The sequence below is a fragment of the Armatimonadota bacterium genome, from assembly GCA_037138755.1.
Taxonomy (GTDB): Bacteria; Armatimonadota; Fimbriimonadia; order Fimbriimonadales; family Fimbriimonadaceae; genus Fimbriimonas.
The window spans coordinates 326,376-343,542 of sequence record JBAXHT010000001.1; the positions used below are offsets into that span (position 1 = coordinate 326,376).

A 17,167-nucleotide genomic window follows, 5' to 3' on the forward strand; every position below is an offset into this window, starting at 1 on the left:
CTTTAACAACATACACCCGTTACCCGCGTGGTGTCAAGAGGGGTTCGGATCCTTTTCAAAGGAATCTAATGTTTGCAAATCGCATCCTCATCATCTCGACACTCTCACTCCTCTCACTCCAGGCTAAGGCTGAAACCATCGTCAGATCCACAGTCATCGTTCCTGCAGCAAGGTTTGATGCTACGCTGAGCTTCAACGCGAACGGTTTCAACACAAACATACGCGTCCAAGGAAGCCGAAATGGTCTGACGTATACATACAATCCATCGTATCCCACTTCGTGTACAAGCGCCATTAGCTCTGGAGACAAAATTTACTTGTCCTTTACTACCCGAAGACTCCCGACCGGACTCAGTTACTTTTTTTGTGGAAGGAGCAATATCGCAGACATTTACAAACAGTCGGATAGGTCGCCTGTCTTCGGCCCAAATACGACCTGGGTGCCTGCCACGCTCGACCTGACTAAGCAGTAGGCTTCACGATTGCGTGAAAGAAGCGAAAGTCGCGCAGTCGGGCCAGAAAGCTGATGATAGACCCCCGGCACTAGTCCGGGGTTTATCATGTTAAGCTCCCCTCTAATGAAGGAGGATTGCCTTGGCGCAAAACCTCTATGAACTCGTCACTTCGAAGATCATTGCCGCGCTTGACCATGGAGTAGTTCCTTGGAAAAAGCCGTGGCATGTCCAAAGTCAAATTCCGGTTAGCCTCACCGCAAACAAACCCTACCGAGGCGTCAATTCACTCCTATTAGGACTTGCGCCGTACGAGGATCACCGCTGGCTTACTTTCAAACAGATCGGAACGCTTGGGGGCCAGGTGAAGCGCGGAGAGAAATCAACTCAGGTTGTCTTTTGGAAGTTTCCAGAACCTTCATCTGATGATGAGGAATCCAAGAAGGCGCGAGCGCCGCTATTGCGGTACTACTCGGTCTTCAACGTTGAACAGACCGAGGGACTCAATGTTCCAGCGTTACTAGACCGAAAGCCGGTGGAAGAGCGAGAGCGGATTGTGAAGGCAGACTTACTCGTGAAGTCCATGCCGAATCCTCCTCGCATAGAAGAGACCGGAACAGCCGCTTGGTACAAGCCATCTCAAGACCTTGTCCAAGTGCCGAAGATCGAAAACTTCAGCAGCTCAGATCAGTTCTATCTCACGCTCCTTCATGAACTTGGGCATGCTACTGGTCACAAATCCAGGCTAAACCGCAAGGGAGTGACCGATCAAGTGCACTTTGGCTCAGGAGAGTATTCCAAAGAGGAGTTGGTGGCGGAGCTAACAGCCGCGTTCTGCGCCGCTGAAGTCTCGCTCGACAATTCGCTCATCGGAGATTCTGCAAGCTACATTGCATCCTGGCTCAAAGTTCTTAGGAACGACCCAAAGGCCATCGTCTTTGCCGCTGCCCAAGCTCAGAAGGCTGCTGACTACATTAAGGGAGCCCAATACGGTGCTTCCAATCCATCTCAAGCTCTCACACCTTCGTGAGAGCCTTTTTAATACAAGAAGGCGAACAACGTCACGAGTAGCACCATCAAAACCAGTATCCCGACGTGCTTCCAGAGTTCGTCTGTAAGTTGCCTCCGATCCAATCTTTGACCACAAAATGCACAGACTACTCTCATTCCATAGTGGGATTGGACCATATGAGCAGTTGGACGTTGATAGCGTTTGCGGATCCATTCCCCGGTTTTGACTCGTCTTCTCGCAAGCCTTGAGTCCGAAGGAATGGCCCGGCCGCAGATGTAGCAGTTTGGCATGTCTCATAAATACATCGAGCAACCTCCAATCGCAACTTGTGGCTAGACTGTGCAACAAAAAGAGACTTCCAGGTGGAAGTCTTGGGATAGCTGGTCAGGATTCCCCGAGAAGCTTGATGACCTGCTCGACGAGCCGGACTCGGGTTGCTGGCGCTGGATCATCTAAACCAGGTGCAAGCGAAATCGCAAGATCAGTTGTTGGATCGAACTCGTATCGCCACCACCTTGCCAACGTAAACGGTTCGCGATTGAGATGTTCACCAAGATGAAACCTCAAACCGCCGGCCAGAACCAGGATTCGACTTGCTCCCCATTTGAGAGGCATCGTCGCCATCTCTCGATGAGCCTCGCTATGGATTCCACAGACGAGTGTGAAGCCATCGAGTACCAACTGTTCAGACTCCCGCCTGATACTTTCGATATCTGGCTCCCTCGAACGGAAGTCTAGCATCGCTCGCTTGATTCCTTGTCCGAGCAGCTTCTCGTTTCCCGTGATCCAGAGAGGCCCTTGGCCAACTGCGTCTGCGACGGGTTCCAGAACCAGTCGCCTGGGCGGGCTGAGAATTGGAGAAACTCCATAAGTTGGAATGTGAGGTTCGGTGACGCGGAAGTACTGTGATCTTGCCATACCCCTTAACGATCTTCGCACTTCGGATCGATTCCAACTACGCGACCGTCCGTGCAACGCACGTTGCACAAACGTCGTTGGGTTTCACTGTGCGTGCTGGTGCCCTTATCCTAGCGAAGTATGAGTCGGTCCGCTTTTGATTTCACCGTTCACGTCAATCCGAGTTTCTGTACAATCCAAGCAGAAACTGAATCTGCCCTTGCAAATTTGCTAGAAAACTCTCACCCGGAAGAGTTCATCCATGAAGGAGTACTACCTGTAGAGCATCGCTACATCGAAGAAGTTTGTAAATGCCTCCTTGAATCAGGATTCTCGATCCAGAAGGATGGACTTTGCATGTTGCGAAGTTCTGAAGGAGATCTGGTGTTGGAGTAGAAGCCTCGCAAGTGAAGCAAGGAATCTCATGACCTGCAATTTTGCGGGTCATTTTTTGTTACGCTGCTGACTTGTGTCCGGTCTACACCGCTGAGCGCACTTTGCTCATATACTCATATGAATCATGCGACTTTGCGCCGCTATCTGTGTCCACACTGACAACCAATTCCTGGCAGCTACGCTGAGGTCGCTGAGCGATGTGCCTAAGTTTGTTTTTGTCAGTTCGGTGGACTGGCAAGGCGAGTCTCATGATGTTAGCGAGACGAAACACATCGCCAATACGGAAGGAGCCACAGTCATTGAGGGCGATTGGCCGGACGAAACTACTCACCGACGAAGTGCCTACCAGCACCTGCGCGAAGCAGGCTGGGACTACTGTCTGACCATTGACTCGGATGAAATCATTGAGCCAAGTTTGCTGGAAAAGCTGATCGCAATCGCTGAGTCGGGTTCGGCGGATAGGGTTCACGTAGAGTGGGACACATACTGGAAAACTCCTGAGTACGTCATCAGGCCAAGAGAACCCTTTAAGCCGTGTGTGTTAATCAACCTCAGTACGGCGTCGCATGTTCACATCAGAGAGTTCACTGGAGGAACGCAGCTCTTGCTCACTGCTGAACACGGCATAATCCACCACTTCAGCTACGCGGGAGGCGACGAGCGGATTTGGAAGAAAATCACGACCTGGAGCCACCGAGATGAGATTGTGCCGGATTGGTGGAACAGCGTCTGGAAGGCATTCGATCGGAATCCGCTACTTCGAAACTTGCACCCTACTCATCCGGGTGCGTACCAATTCGCCGAGCATAAGCAACCGCCGGTCGAAGTTGCGGAGCTACTTGGTCTGGAGACGAAAGAATCTACAGCAATCCGATCGGCGGGAGACATCGGAGTTGTCATTCCCACGTTCAATGGTCAAAACCAGCTCAATGACTGCTTGAAGTCTCTTGTCAGATCGGAAGTACGTCCGAGAGAGATAATCGTGGTGGACAACGGTAGTGAGCCACCCATCGAAGTACCAATGGGAGTTCAGTTAATCAGGTCTGAGACAAATCTCGGCTTTGCCAAGGCAAGCAATCTCGGAGCGGCAGAATGCACCTCTAAATACGTGCTCTTCCTGAACGACGATACGGTCGTCGCAAGCACGGCTCTTGGCCGAATGACGGGCGTGATCAGTGAATCGGGAGATATTGCAGCGGTTGGGCCGGTGAGCAACAACTGTGGGCACTTCCAGCGGATCGACGTCACTTACACTTCCCTTGAGAATCTAGACATGTTCGCTGAGCAACTCCAAGTCCTGGAGCCGCAGGTTGAGGAGACAGATATGCTCGTGGGGTTCTGCCTTCTCGTTAAGAGAGAAGCATTGGATCAGGTCGGACCATTCGATGAGTCGTTTGGGATCGGGATGTTTGAGGACAACGACTTGTCGTACCGAATACGAAGAAATGGATATCGGATGCTCATTTGTAGGTCTGCGTTTGTCTACCACATCGGATCGCAGACGTTTGCCGCTGTCGATCCCACCCATGCCAAGACTCAGCGACTACTCCAACAGAACCAGGCTCAGTTTCTTGCCAAATGGGGCGATGATGTTTCGTCGGGTTTTGCGTCGCACCTAAGCGGAACCGCTCCTGGGCGCATCGTTTTTAATCAGGAGAAGAACCCCGACAAGCGGCTCGAAGCCGCCAGAAGAAAAGCGAAGGCTGCGAAGATATCTCTGTGTATGATCGTCAAGAACGAGGAGCGGGTCCTAGCCGATTGCCTCCGCTCGGCTACCCCGTTCTTTCACGAAGTGCTCGTCCTTGACACCGGCTCCGAGGACAGGACCAAAGAAATTGCATTGAGCTTCGGTGCTTCGGTCTCTGACTTCAGTTGGTGCAACGACTTCTCCGCCGCAAGAACCACCTCAATGCAAAGTTCCACCGGAGACTGGATCATGTGGCTTGATGCCGACGACACCTTGCCACTTGAATCAGGAGAAGTCATCCAAGAAGCTGTCCTGAACGCAACTCCAGATGTACTTGGCTTTGTCGTACCCGTCCAGTTTGTCGAGCAGGACGGCGTGGGCACCTCAGTAGATCACGTGAAGGTGTTTCGCAACTTGCCAGGACTCGTATGGGAAGGGCGGATTCACGAGCAGATACTTCCCAGCCTTAGGAGAACAGCCGACGAGCTTGGATTGCCACACCATAGTATCGTTAGGCTCCCGGCAAGAGTTCTTCACACTGGATACGACACCAGCGCCGAGGGACAGGCGAGGAAGCGGGATCGCGACGACACTTTGCTCAAACTTGACCTTGCAGACCGGCCTGATCATCCGTTCGTTCTGTTCAACCTGGGCATGACCGAGCACTTTCACGGCAATCACGAACTGGCAGTTTCGTGGTTGACCCGGTGCATCCAGGTCTCACCAGTCCAGGAGAGCCACGTCCGCAAGGCGTATGCACTGATGATCGGCTCTCTTGTTCGACTTGGAATGACTGACGAGGCAAAGAGCGCACTTGATGAGGCCCTGCTTCACTTTGATGCAGACCCTGAACTCCATTTCCTCTATGGACAGTTCTTAGCCGCGCAAGGAGATGATCTCGGAGCAATCGTTCAATACGACAAGGCAATTGGATCGGATGCATCCGGTCACTTTTCCAGTTTCGATCCTTCCATCCAAGGCTACAAGGCCCTTCATAACAAGGCTCTCTCGCTTCAGCGACTTGGCAGGGAACAAGAGGCAGCGGATGCGTGGAAACGGGCATTCGAGCACTCACAAAAGGGCGAAATCCTCGAGGCGATTCACAACTGCGGACTTCGCCTGAACAGCATTAGCGAAGTAAGGCTCGCAAATCTCAATGCCGGAGTGGTTCCGAACCGCACGGCGATGACACTTGCCGTAAACACTCTCAAAGCCGTCGGCCTAGACCCGTGCGCTTATCTGACTGGCCTTCTCGCGATGGATAGAAGCAACGGCGATGCGCTCAAGATGCTCGCGGTAGCTCTGATGGAACAAGGACAAGCCGACAGGGCCGTACCATATCTCATGCAACTCGATAAGGACGGGCAACCAGAAGGAGCGTACTTCTTAGGGATTTTGGCTCAAGATAGCGGCAACGCGGTCGTCGCCAAGCAGTGGCTCGAACGTGCACTTGCGCTGAATCCAGAGCATCTGCCTACCCAAGAAAGGCTCCAACAGCTTGGATCGGCGAAGTTGATTAAGTGATTCTTGGAAAATGTGGATAACTTTCTATAAAACTCCAATGGATTCTCGAAGATTTGTCATATAGTAACCGGTAGGAGTGCGAGGATGTTTTCTCAAACTGCATTGGATCACATTTCGAGTCCGCGAAATGCGGGACGATTCGATTCATTCACGCACTACGGCTGTGGAGGAGTACCTGGTGATGGACCCTACGTGGAACTCTGGTTTCAATTAGAAGGTTCAAAGGTCATTCGGGCTGGGCAGGAAAGTAACGGTTGCCCATCAACAATGGCCTGTGCAAGTTACATTTCTGCAATTTCAGTCAACCGCGAAGTCGAGGCAATTCAAAAGCTAAGTTCATCCGATCTCATTCTCCTCCTGGGTGGTTTGCCTCCGGGAAAGGAAAGGTCAGCAGAGCTCGCAGTCGAAGCTTTGCAGCACGCGCTAGCCACTCGGTCATCAACAGAAAATCAACAAAAAGACGGAGCCTAAATGAACCTTCAATATCCCGTATCGAGCCCTTCAACCTGCGGAGTAGACCCTGGTGGACCCGGAGGCCCTTGCCCTGTACCGACACCATCACCTGCCCTAGGTGCTTACTCTTCTCTGCCTACCAGTGATTCGAGTCTCTGCACACCTGCGCCTATCGTGCGTCCCAGTTCGGGTTGCGTGAGTGTTGATTCAAAAATCCGCCTAAGTGATGGAACAGAAGTCAAAGCCAGTGAGCTGAAAAAGGGAGAGAAATTGCTCGGCATCACAGCCGATGGAAATGAGCGTGAGCAGGAGGTTGTAAGCGTCGTTCTAACCGAGTCCGTCAGTGTGAATGTAACCCATGCAAAAGGACAGTTCTTATGCTCGGAAACCCACGCAATACTAACTTTAGACAGCGATCCTCGTCCAGCAGGAACACTTCAACCGGGAGACAGCGTGTTGTTACTGAATATTGGTGAATCTGAAGTCACTGAAGTAACCAGCGTTGGATCGCTACCAGTAATAAGCATCACGTGTGAACCGGACCATACGTTTTATGCAAATGGCGTTGCATCACACAACACGAAAGTGATTTGGCCAGTAGGAGAAGCATATCTATGATTACAGATCGAAGCGGTGTTGAACGATCTTCCAGTTTGGGTGCTCGGTTCAACGAATATACTCATCACCCCTTCCAGCCTATCCCAGAAGCTGACGGTTCGCTCATCATAGATCCGGAAATAACGCTGAAGGCGCAGCAATTCAATCTGGCCATTAATCTTTCTTACTCCTCCGAATCGGCAGTAAATCGGGAGCTTGGAATTGGTAGGTCAGCAACAATTCGGGCCTACATTTACGACTCCAACGATATCGAAACGCCCACAAAGACGGTCATTCGAGGTGATCTTCAAGGATATGCGCTCGCTCTCGCCAGTACCGTTGGATCCGTCGAAAACTATGTTGGTTCGACTCAGACCGGCTATAAAAACACTCTGTCTTACGATACTTCGACCGGCCTATGGACAGAGTATTTCCCCGACGGTCTCAGAATCGAGTACACGCAACACGTGACTTCGGGGCCGACTGATCCAAAGAAGTTCGAGATTTCTCGCGTGATTCACCAAGGAGGCGCGGTTCAGACTTACACTTACGGATCGAGTAGCGAAGCCGGACTTATCAAAAACATCGAGGTGGTGGGCGGCCGAAAGGTCACGCTCGGCTATACAGCGGGCTCTCCTGTTCCTCTTCTAACCACGATTCAAGATTGGGGTGGAAGAACGTGGACACTAGCCTACGATGGCTCTCGATATCTGACAACGTTTACAGCTCCGAACGGTTGCGTCACGAAGTATTCGTATGCTGCCGGTCCGTCCGGAAAAACTCTGATCTCAGCCATTGAAGACCCGCGTGGCTATCGAACGAGCTATTCCTATGATTCCTCCGACAGAGTTACGCAAATGGTGGCTGGAACTGCGACATGGACTTACGCTTACGCGGTCAACCAGCAAGTATTAACTTCTCCGGCGGGTGCCGTAACTACGTTTAACTTCGGAACTGGCGGAGATATCACTACCATCGTTAAGCCCGAAGGCTACACTGCAACTTATACGTACGATACCAACCACAATCAACTGACTGAGACGCTTCCGAGTGGAAGGACGTTTTCTCGTACATTTGATGCTAGTGGCCGCATCACAGTTGACGAGGATGCACTTGGCTTCCGAACCACGTATCAATACGACTCCGTCGGTAACCTAACCACCTTAACCAACGCACTTGGACAGGTTACGACGCTAGTTTACGACGCAAGCCGGAACAACACCGTACGTGTAGATCCGCTTGGGCGAAGAACGACGAATACGTTTGATGCTTTCGGTCAGTTGCTCACAGCGAAAGACCCTAGAGGCTTGGTGACCACTTACGCTTACGACTCCTTCGGAAACGTTGCGAGTGTCTGCTACTCGGACGGCGGAATTGTCACGTACGCCTACGACTCGCTGAACCGGCGAACGAGTCAGATTGATCAGCTTGGAAGGACCACGACTTATACGTATGACAACGCAGACAAGGTCACTTCGGTCAAGAATCCGCTGAACGAAGTGACGACCTACGTCTATGACGGTTGCCTCCTCCAAGCGGTCATTGATCCGCTTGGGAACCGAACGACTTACACCTATGGTCGCTTCGACAAGCAAACGTCGGTGACGAACCCGCTTGGTCAGGTTACGACGGTTAACTATGACAACATGGGTTACCAGATCGAGGTCGTAGATCCTCTTGGTCGGATTTCCACGACCGTTTACACGAGTGCCAAACAGCGTCTTGCAAATATCGATCCTCTCGGTAACCGAACGACATATTCATACGATAACTCGGGCCGTCCAGAGACGATTAAGGATGCACGGGGCAATGTCACGACGAATGTCTACAATGCCAGGGACCTCTACGCCACCGTGGATGCCCTCGGTAACCGCACAACAATGACGTTTGATGCTGTTCGGCGAAGAACCGAGACGAAGAATGCCAGAGGATTTGTCACCACCGACGTCTACGACGCGGCTGGGCAACTTCAAGCAAGCGTTGATGCGCTCGGCAACCGCACGAGCTACACCTACGACCTTGCGGGCAACCCGGAGACGGTCAAGAACCCACGCGGGTTCGTCACGACCTACGTCTACCAGAGCAATACTAACCGTCGTGAGGCAGTCGTGGATGCCCTGGGCAACCGGACAACATACGCCTACGACATCGCCGGACAGCAAACCGCCGTCCAAGATGCCAAAGGCAACCGAACAACCTACACCTTCGATGGCGCAGGAAGGGTGCAAACGGTTAAGGATGCGCTCGGATTCGTTTCCACCTACGGCTATGACGCCGCAGGGAAGCAGATCACGACAACGGATCCACTTGGTAGAGTCAGCACGACGGTCTATGACAATGCGTCTCGCCAAACCGTGGGCATCTCGCCGATGGGCAAGCGAACAACGTTCGCATACGATGCAGCCGGTCAGCAGACCGCCGTCACCGAGCCAACAGGGGCGATCTCCACGAGCGTTTACGACAACGCAGGAAGGCTAAATGCCACCATCGACGCCCTTGGTAACCGAACCACCTACAGCTACGACGCGATCGGAAACCAGACCGAAGTTCTGGACGCGCGGGGCAACCGGGCGACGAGTGTGTTCGATAACCTGAACCGGGTTCAGGCACAAATTGACCAGCTTGGAAACCGCACGACGTACACCTACGACGAAGTCAGCAACAACACGGTCATCAAGGATGCCCGCAATGGCCTCATTACGATGAGCTACTCGGCGCGGGATGAGATGCTTGCCATCACGAACCAGATTGGCAAGATTACGACCTACACTTACCTCAGCACGGGTGCTAGAGAGACGAGGAAGTTCCCAACTGGCGATGTGACAACCTACGCCTACGACGCCGTAGACCGTCCGACAACGACGATTTACGCCGACGGAACCCGAATCACTCTGGCTTACGATGCGCTGGGTCTGCGAACCACAATGGTGGACAGCACCGGAACGACAACGTACGCTTATGACGCGGTAGGAAGGGTCATCGACAAGACCGATCCCGGCTCGGTTCGCCAGCAGTACGTGTTCGATGCGGCAGGTCAGCGGACGAAGCTGACTGATCCTGACAACCTGGTCACGACATGGACGTACGACACCGATGGTAATCAAACATCGTATGTCCGTCCAACTGGTCAGATCACAACTTCGCTGTATGATGCGGGCGGCAGAGTCACAACGATGCTCTATGCCAGTGGTATTTATCGCAAGTTTGCCTATGATCTCTTGAACCGTCCTACGGGCAAGGTTGACATTTACTCGACGAACTCCGCCTTCCAGTGGCTCTCGTTCACATACGATGCAGTTGGTAACCCGAGCTCGGTTTTAGATCTCTATGGAGCGAACACTGCGTACGGCTATGATGCAAAGAACCGGGTGACGACAGCGATCTACACGACCGGCGGTGTGAACACCACGTACACATATGGCTATGATGCGGTGGACAACAAGACCTTTGATAGCTTCACCGTGCCGACAACGTTTGCCTATGACCTTGCCGGTCAGCTGGTGACGAGCGTTCAGGGCGGGTATGTGACAACGTACACCTTTGACGCTAACGGCAACCAGACCAACCAGACATTGCCGACCCAGAAGACCACGATGTCTTACGACAAAGAGAATAGGATGAAAACGTTCGCTGAAGATGCGGTGGTTCAGACTTATACTTACGATGGCGATGGGTACAAGCGGTCTGAGAACAAGAGCGGAGTTGTGACAACTCTGATCTGGGATGGAACGGATTATCTAGGTGAGATCTAATGGCAATGAAGAAGCGTTTCTATACGATGAACGGTGAGATGATGGCCTACGATGAGGGTGGAGTCACTAAAGACCTCATTACAGATCATCTTGGTTCGATTACCGCTGAGATTAACCAGTCTCAGGTTAGAACGTACGACACTCGCTATTCAGCCTATGGACGTAACATCTGGTCCACAGGCACGGGTTGTGGGTTTGGCTGGGTAGGAAGCTACGGCTACCGTGAAACCGGTCTGTTCCACATGAGCCACTACGTCAGAGCAAGGCACTATTCGTACCTGACGGGAGCCTGGAGCACCGTCGATCCGCTATGGCCGGACGAGAGTGCCTACGGGTATGTCGGAGGAAGAGCGACGACTGACACGGATATTCAAGGTACGGGATGCAACATAACCATAAAGGGGGTCCTTAATAACTTAGCATGCACTGCCAGTTGTGGGTGGAATTTCATCTGCCCCAATTATTGCGATGCTCTCGGGAAGTGGCACTTGAGACTAACTATCCAAAGAAAGGGCTGTACTGGGTGCAAATTGTATCAATGGTTTCAAAACAATAGCGGGAAGTGGCGGAGGGATATCGCGCCTCCGAGGAACAGTTGGCCTGTTTTTACGTACAAGGACGGAGAAGTAGAAAACGAATTTCACGACTATCCATCTGACCATTGGAGTCATTATGGTTGCGAAACGCACTCCGTTAAGGTTGACTTCATCACTTGTTTCTGTTGCAAGGAAGGCGCAAAGTGCGTTTCATGGGGATATTCCAGTAATTTCCCTGATTGCAAATCTGCCAAGTGCACAAAATACGGTCCGGTATTGGTCGCTCCATCTCTTTCAAAACAAATTTGCGATTCGACGGCAGGGGGCAGGCTTTGACGAAGAAGGTGTGGCGGACGAGTTTGGTTGTGATGGCTACGATCGGAGTTTGCGTCTCCGCTCAATTTGGGGTGTACCTACTGACCCCGGGTTGGAGATCCTCCTTCTATCCACCCAAGCCAGAACTTCAGGAAGCTGCAAGGCGCAAAGATCTGATATCTGGTTTTGTTGGACTATCAATTGGAGCCACACTGACCCTCGCCAGTCTTGCTCGTCTTCGGCGCGACCGTCAAAACACTTGAAGACACCAAATTGGGATGGAACAGATTATCTCGGTGAGATCTAATGGCAATGAAGAAGCGTTTCTATACGATGAACGGTGAGATGATGGCCTACGATGAGGGTGGAGTCACTAAAGACCTCATTACAGATCATCTTGGTTCGATTACCGCTGAGATTAACCAGTCTCAGGTTAGAACGTACGACACTCGCTATTCAGCCTATGGACGTAACATCTGGTCCACAGGCACGGGTTGTGGGTTTGGCTGGGTAGGAAGCTACGGCTACCGTGAAACCGGTCTGTTCCACATGAGCCACTACGTACGGGCAAGGCACTATTCGTATGTAACGGGAGGCTGGAGCACAGTCGATCCGCTATGGCCCCGGGAGGCGAGTTATGGATATGTCTTGGGAAGGGCGGCGAGGATGGTAGATCCAAGTGGACGGGGATGTGAGTCTGCCTCGCCAGCGGAGCGAGACAGGGTAAACGGGGTGATACCAAACTGGGAGGAGATGATTCGTAAGACGGTCGAAGCGGATCCCTGCTGCCAAGCACTGATTGGTGGTGATATCCCAATTCATGGAGGTAACCCGGACTTGGTGGAGAAAATGAAGGAGAGAGTGCGCTGGCTCAACTCTATTTTTTGGTGCATAGGCTGTTTGGAAACAGACTATAAACGTAGCCAGTGCTACGGGCCCCACAAGGATACTAACTCTACCGCTGTCGGACCAATGGGCATTGTGGAAGACACTTGGGGTGATTACGGGAATGGGAACGTCAATAATCCGAAGGACAATCTGCGGGCAGCTGTTCGACAATTCTGCAGAGGAATGTGTTTGGCGACTAAATGGTGCAAATGTGACATACCGAAAAACGGAGGGAACCAAGGCCGCATCGTACCTTTAGGTAGGCCAAGTACACGGCTATGGCCCCCGCCCAAATGGTGGCCATACATGCCCGGAGGCACTGACCCAATTGGGAAGCGAGAAAAATTTGTAACTTGTATGGAGAATAAGAACCATGGTGTTTCTGAATTTCCTCGTTAACCCTTACGACGGAGGTTCTGCAGAAAAGCAGCAGCCATCGATGTTACTGGGGGGTGCCAGGTACAGCGTTGAAATACGGAATGCTAAATCAGAGGGTGTCCAAGAACTATGGATCGCTAGAAAGAAGGGCGGGGCAGTTCGCCGAAAAAGGATAAGTTCAACACAGGGACACTTTACTCGTCCCCTCCTGCTAAGTGGTGGAAAGTACGTTGTGCTATTTTTTATGGATAATCGTATGTTGGAAGGTTCAGTAATCGACCCGCGGCTCGGCGTTAGCCCCGTCCGTACCGGACTTAGTCATGATGATTCTTGGCTAAGCTTTACCCGTCATACTGCTATATTCGAAGATACCAGGTTGTCTCGAACTTCCTTTGAGAACGTAAAGTACATTAAGTTTGATGCGAAGCATCTTACTTGGTATCCTGTGCCCAAGCCTCGCAGCGTTGCCAACCGAGCTGGCACGAGTTATAGATAATAGTGATGACGAGCTACATCGATACCGCAGGTCGCATTACGACAATTCAACGTGACTCGGCTGGACGGATCACCACGACCACGTACATCGAGAAAACGAAGCGAGTCGTTCAGTACGACAGCCTCAATCGTCCGACGAGCCAGATTGACTACTACTCAAACAACACGGAAATTCAGAAGCTCACTTACACTTACGATACGGTTGGCAACCCAAGTGGAATCCTAGATGGAAGTGGTGTCTACACGGCCTACGGTTATGATGCCAAGAACCGGGTGACGACGGCGATCTATACGAATGCAGGAGTGAACACCACTTACTCGTACGGCTACGACGCAGTTGACAACAAGACGTTCGACAGTTTCATCACTCCGACGACATTCGCCTACGATCTCGCGGGTCAGCTCGTGACGACCTACACTTACGATGCCAACGGCAACCAAACGAATCAGGCACTTCCGACGCAGAAGACGACGATGTCATATGATAAGGAGAACCGGATGGCAACATTCGCTGAGGATGCGACGTTGAACACCTACACCTACGATTCCGACGGCTTCAAGAAAGTCGAGAACGTGGGCGGGTCGCTTTCGACCATCATCTGGGATGGAATGGACTATCTGCAGGTTCGGGGTCAAAGCACCATCAAGACGTTCCACACCGTGGAGTCTCAGATGATGAGCTACATCGAGAGCACGCTCCGCTACGACTTCCTCACCGACAACCTAGGCTCCATCACCGCCATCATGGACGGCAGCCAGATCCGAATCTTCGACACCCGTTACTCGGCTTATGGACGCAACAACTGGTCTACCGGAACAAGCTGCGGCTTTGGCTGGGTTGGAAGCTACGGCTACCGTGAAACCGGTCTGTTCCACATGAGCCACTATGTTAGAGCAAGGCACTACTCATATCTAACTGGTAACTGGTCAACAGTTGATCCGCTGTGGCCGGATGAGAGTGCGTACGGGTATGTAGGGGGAGGATCTCCTAAATTTGTCGATCCGACGGGACTGGCAATAGTTCCCATACTTTGCATCGGAGCATGTGTTGGTGCGGGTGGTTGCGGGCTTGGTCTTTACATTGCATGCAAAGACTGGTCTCCGGGCTACGATTCGTTCGCAGACTGCGCATTGGACTTCGTTAAGGATCTGCCGGTTCATTCACAAGTCGGTTGCTTGGTATCGGCTGCAGGTTGTCTAGCCTGCATCGTCAAGTACGGCAAGGAAGCATGCAAAAAAATATTCGATGGGACTTGCACTGAAGCAGAGTGGGCAACTTGGGAAAAGGCTATTCACGCCTCATGCGATTTGCCGAATAGTTGCGACCCAAGAAACAAAAAATTCCCCTTGCCACCCTATGACAAAAAGAAGATGTGTGATTTCATCATGCCCCGTTTGGAAAATGGAACTGCGTGCTTGGCGGCAAGGGTAGGAAGACAAATTGCCTGCTTCAAGTCGGATCGGAACCCATCGGGACATCACAAGGCGATCATTGATCAAGGGATAAGGACAGGAGGCTGTCTTACGATGGCGATAAAGTGGGGTTGCTTAAAGAAATGACCGAATCGCTTGAATCTGCTCGACAAGAACTTGTGGGGATAATCATACAAGCATTTGGGGTGGAGCAATGGGGTGCGATCCGGAACGAGAAGGCGTGTAATTCTTCAACTCCACCATTTGCGAACAAGGTTGACAGAGGCAGGACACATTTCAGTGAGAATGATCCGAGAGTGGCCGAAGCCTTTGACGATATGGATCCTGCCGCTAAACTTTTTTGGTTGCCTGACTATTTGCTAAACTCGCTCGCAGAACCGTTCTATCAAAGACATTTAGTGGATTTCTTATTGCTGGAACTTGGAGAGCCTTCAGCACGCGTTTTCGGGCTTGACGACCTTCAACAAATCCGCGCTATCGAGAAATATTGTGATTACCTGATCTCGACAATTCTAGACTTACCTTCAGAGCTACGGCCGTTCACCGAAGTCTCCATTGCTACGCTATCGAGCTTGAAAAGCAAGTGTCTTCTGCATTTTAGACGAGCCGGGGCTAATGGCACTACAACCGATGAATGAAACTTCATAGCAAGCTGTGCCAATGAGAAGCCAAGTTTGAATTTGCAGCAGTTTGCTCAGTCGTATGACAAGGAGATTACGATGAAAACCATTGCTGATGATGCAAACATTCAGACCTACAGCTGTGATGTCGACGGCGAGCTATTTACGTTGGTGGGGAAGGCAAAGGAAAAAGGTGTGGCACAGATAACCGCGCCTTAAACACATCTATGTCCTCTGACGAATAGGCTACAAGTGAACCGGCTTCGAACTTCCTGAGCACTGGATTGACTATGCGAATCCTTACCTTTTGCAGAATCCGTCGTATGATAAAGAGAACCGGATGGTGGTTTTCCATGAGGGCGCGGCTTTGAATACCTACACCTACGATTCAGACGGCTTCAAGAAAGTCGAGAACGTGAGCGGAATCCTTTCGACCATCATCTGGGATGGAACGGACTATCTGCAGGTTCGGGGGCAAAGCACCATCAAGACGTTCCACACCGTGGAGTCTCAGATGATGAGCTACATCGAAAGCACGCTCCGCTACGACTTCCTCACCGACAACCTCGGCTCCATTACCGCCATCATGGACGGCAGCCAGATCCGGGTCTGGGATACCAGGTATTCGGCGTATGGACGCAAGAACTGTTTTTTTCAGCCTAACCAGACCGACGTCTCAGCATCGTAACAACTATCCCGACGGTGAGCACTATGACTGTCCCGGGCTCTGGAACGGGCGAAGTTGACACCCACATCAGTGCTTCTGTCGAGCCGTCAGTGTGCCGACCATATCCCACCACATAGGTTGCATTTGAGTCTGTCCAGACCATTCGGGCCCCCGACGATTGAAACTGGCCTACCGGCAGAAATGCGGTCAAGTTGACGAAGGAGTTGGAGTTCCCCTGCCAAAGTGCCGCCCGAGCCCCGGAACCGTAGTCTGCTTCTCCGACCTGCACTCCACCGGCAGTGTAGTATGCAACCGAAGAGATTGAACCAGCCGGAGCCAACGAAACAAAGGAACTAGCCGAGCCTTGCCAAATTCCAGCATGGTTGCTCGAACCAAATTCGGCCTTGCCAACCTGAACAACGGAATCTGTATCGTAGAGAACTGAACTGCTTGCCGAACTGGGTGTTAAGTCCAGAACGGCCGAATTGTTCAGCCAAAGTGCTGCTCTTTCACCGCCGGAAAATGACGTTTTGAAATACCCAACAGTGGCCCCTCCTCGCACTCCAAATGCCTCGGCAACAACAGCGCTAACAGGAGTCAGATCTACATAACTCGAAGCAGATCCCAACCACTTGGCCGCTCGAAACTGTCCACTAAGTTCGGTTGTGCCAACTTGGGTTACGGAATCAGTTGCCCAAACCCTTGACGCTGAGATGCTGGGATCAGCCGGGTGGAGGCTCTGCCAAGATGCGGAGCTTCCTGTCCACAGCCCAGCTCTGCTCGTTCCGCCAAAACTCGCGGATCCCGCAAACTGATTGCCACTTTGAGCCGAAATGCTGGAAGAGGTAGCACCCACTGGATTCAAGTTTACGTAACTCGACGAACCGTTCCAAACAGAGGCAAAGCTCCCTGAAGTGGTTATCGACGTACCGCCTTGGCCAGCCATACTCACCCCGCGTGCAAACGAACCGAGTGCCCCGGTAGGGTGCAGTGAGACGATACTCCACTGCGCGTTAACCATGCAGGGTAGCAATAGACAGGAGATGAAAGCCGTGCAAGTTGAG

The 17,167-nt window shown here is 51.9% G+C and carries 9 protein-coding genes; 7 read left to right on the forward strand and 2 right to left on the reverse strand.

Translation table 11 applies throughout. The features are described 5' to 3' along the window. Positions 1 to 594: 594 nt before the first annotated feature. A complete protein-coding gene (locus WCK51_01530) occupies positions 595 to 1,482 on the forward strand; it encodes a zincin-like metallopeptidase domain-containing protein (GenBank protein MEI7575544.1) in 888 nt (295 codons plus the stop codon). 366 nt (positions 1,483 to 1,848) lie between these two features. Here WCK51_01530 and WCK51_01535 read toward each other — a convergent pair whose 3' ends face one another. Next, positions 1,849 to 2,382, reverse strand: a complete 534-nt coding sequence (locus tag WCK51_01535) for a hypothetical protein (GenBank protein MEI7575545.1) — start codon at positions 2,380 to 2,382, stop codon at positions 1,849 to 1,851. A 499-nt stretch (positions 2,383 to 2,881) separates the two neighbouring features. Between WCK51_01535 and WCK51_01540 the strand changes: the two genes are divergently transcribed. From WCK51_01540 to WCK51_01565, 6 genes are all read left to right on the forward strand, one after another. Further along, positions 2,882 to 5,968 (forward strand): glycosyltransferase, encoded by a 3,087-nt coding sequence (locus tag WCK51_01540; protein MEI7575546.1) that lies wholly within the window; start codon positions 2,882 to 2,884, stop codon positions 5,966 to 5,968. Between the two features lie 648 nt (positions 5,969 to 6,616). Beyond that, positions 6,617 to 7,039, forward strand: coding sequence for a Hint domain-containing protein (locus tag WCK51_01545; protein ID MEI7575547.1), 423 nt, complete (start codon positions 6,617 to 6,619; stop codon positions 7,037 to 7,039). Further along, entirely contained in the window at positions 7,036 to 10,770 is a 3,735-nt protein-coding gene (locus tag WCK51_01550) for a hypothetical protein (GenBank protein MEI7575548.1), read from the forward strand. Before WCK51_01545 ends, WCK51_01550 begins: the two co-directional genes overlap by 4 nt. Before the next feature lie 2,618 nt (positions 10,771 to 13,388). Then, positions 13,389 to 14,942 (forward strand): RHS repeat-associated core domain-containing protein, encoded by a 1,554-nt coding sequence (locus tag WCK51_01555; GenBank protein MEI7575549.1) that lies wholly within the window; start codon positions 13,389 to 13,391, stop codon positions 14,940 to 14,942. Then, positions 14,939 to 15,454 carry a hypothetical protein gene (locus WCK51_01560; GenBank protein ID MEI7575550.1) on the forward strand — a complete coding sequence of 172 codons (516 nt, stop codon included), beginning with the start codon at positions 14,939 to 14,941 and terminating at the stop codon, positions 15,452 to 15,454. The genes WCK51_01555 and WCK51_01560 overlap by 4 nt, the downstream gene beginning before the upstream one ends. Positions 15,455 to 15,776: 322 nt before the next feature. Beyond that, entirely contained in the window at positions 15,777 to 16,124 is a 348-nt protein-coding gene (locus tag WCK51_01565) for a hypothetical protein (protein MEI7575551.1), read from the forward strand. Here the strand turns inward: WCK51_01565 and WCK51_01570 are convergent. Further along, a complete protein-coding gene (locus WCK51_01570) occupies positions 16,096 to 16,959 on the reverse strand; it encodes a PEP-CTERM sorting domain-containing protein (protein ID MEI7575552.1) in 864 nt (287 codons plus the stop codon). The two genes, WCK51_01565 and WCK51_01570, sit on opposite strands and share 29 nt — an antisense overlap. Between the last annotated feature and the right edge of the window lie 208 nt (positions 16,960 to 17,167).

What these genes read in the sequence shown, in the direction of transcription:
- WCK51_01565 (MEI7575551.1), top strand. Translation starts at nt 15,777, where the DNA reads ATGGTGGTTTTCCATGAGGGCGCGGCTTTGAATACCTACACCTACGAT.
- WCK51_01540 (MEI7575546.1), top strand. Translation starts at nt 2,882, where the DNA reads ATGCGACTTTGCGCCGCTATCTGTGTCCACACTGACAACCAATTCCTG.
- WCK51_01535 (MEI7575545.1), bottom strand. Translation starts at nt 2,382, where the DNA reads ATGGCAAGATCACAGTACTTCCGCGTCACCGAACCTCACATTCCAACT.
- WCK51_01555 (MEI7575549.1), top strand. Translation starts at nt 13,389, where the DNA reads ATGACGAGCTACATCGATACCGCAGGTCGCATTACGACAATTCAACGT.
- WCK51_01550 (MEI7575548.1), top strand. Translation starts at nt 7,036, where the DNA reads ATGATTACAGATCGAAGCGGTGTTGAACGATCTTCCAGTTTGGGTGCT.
- WCK51_01560 (MEI7575550.1), top strand. Translation starts at nt 14,939, where the DNA reads ATGACCGAATCGCTTGAATCTGCTCGACAAGAACTTGTGGGGATAATC.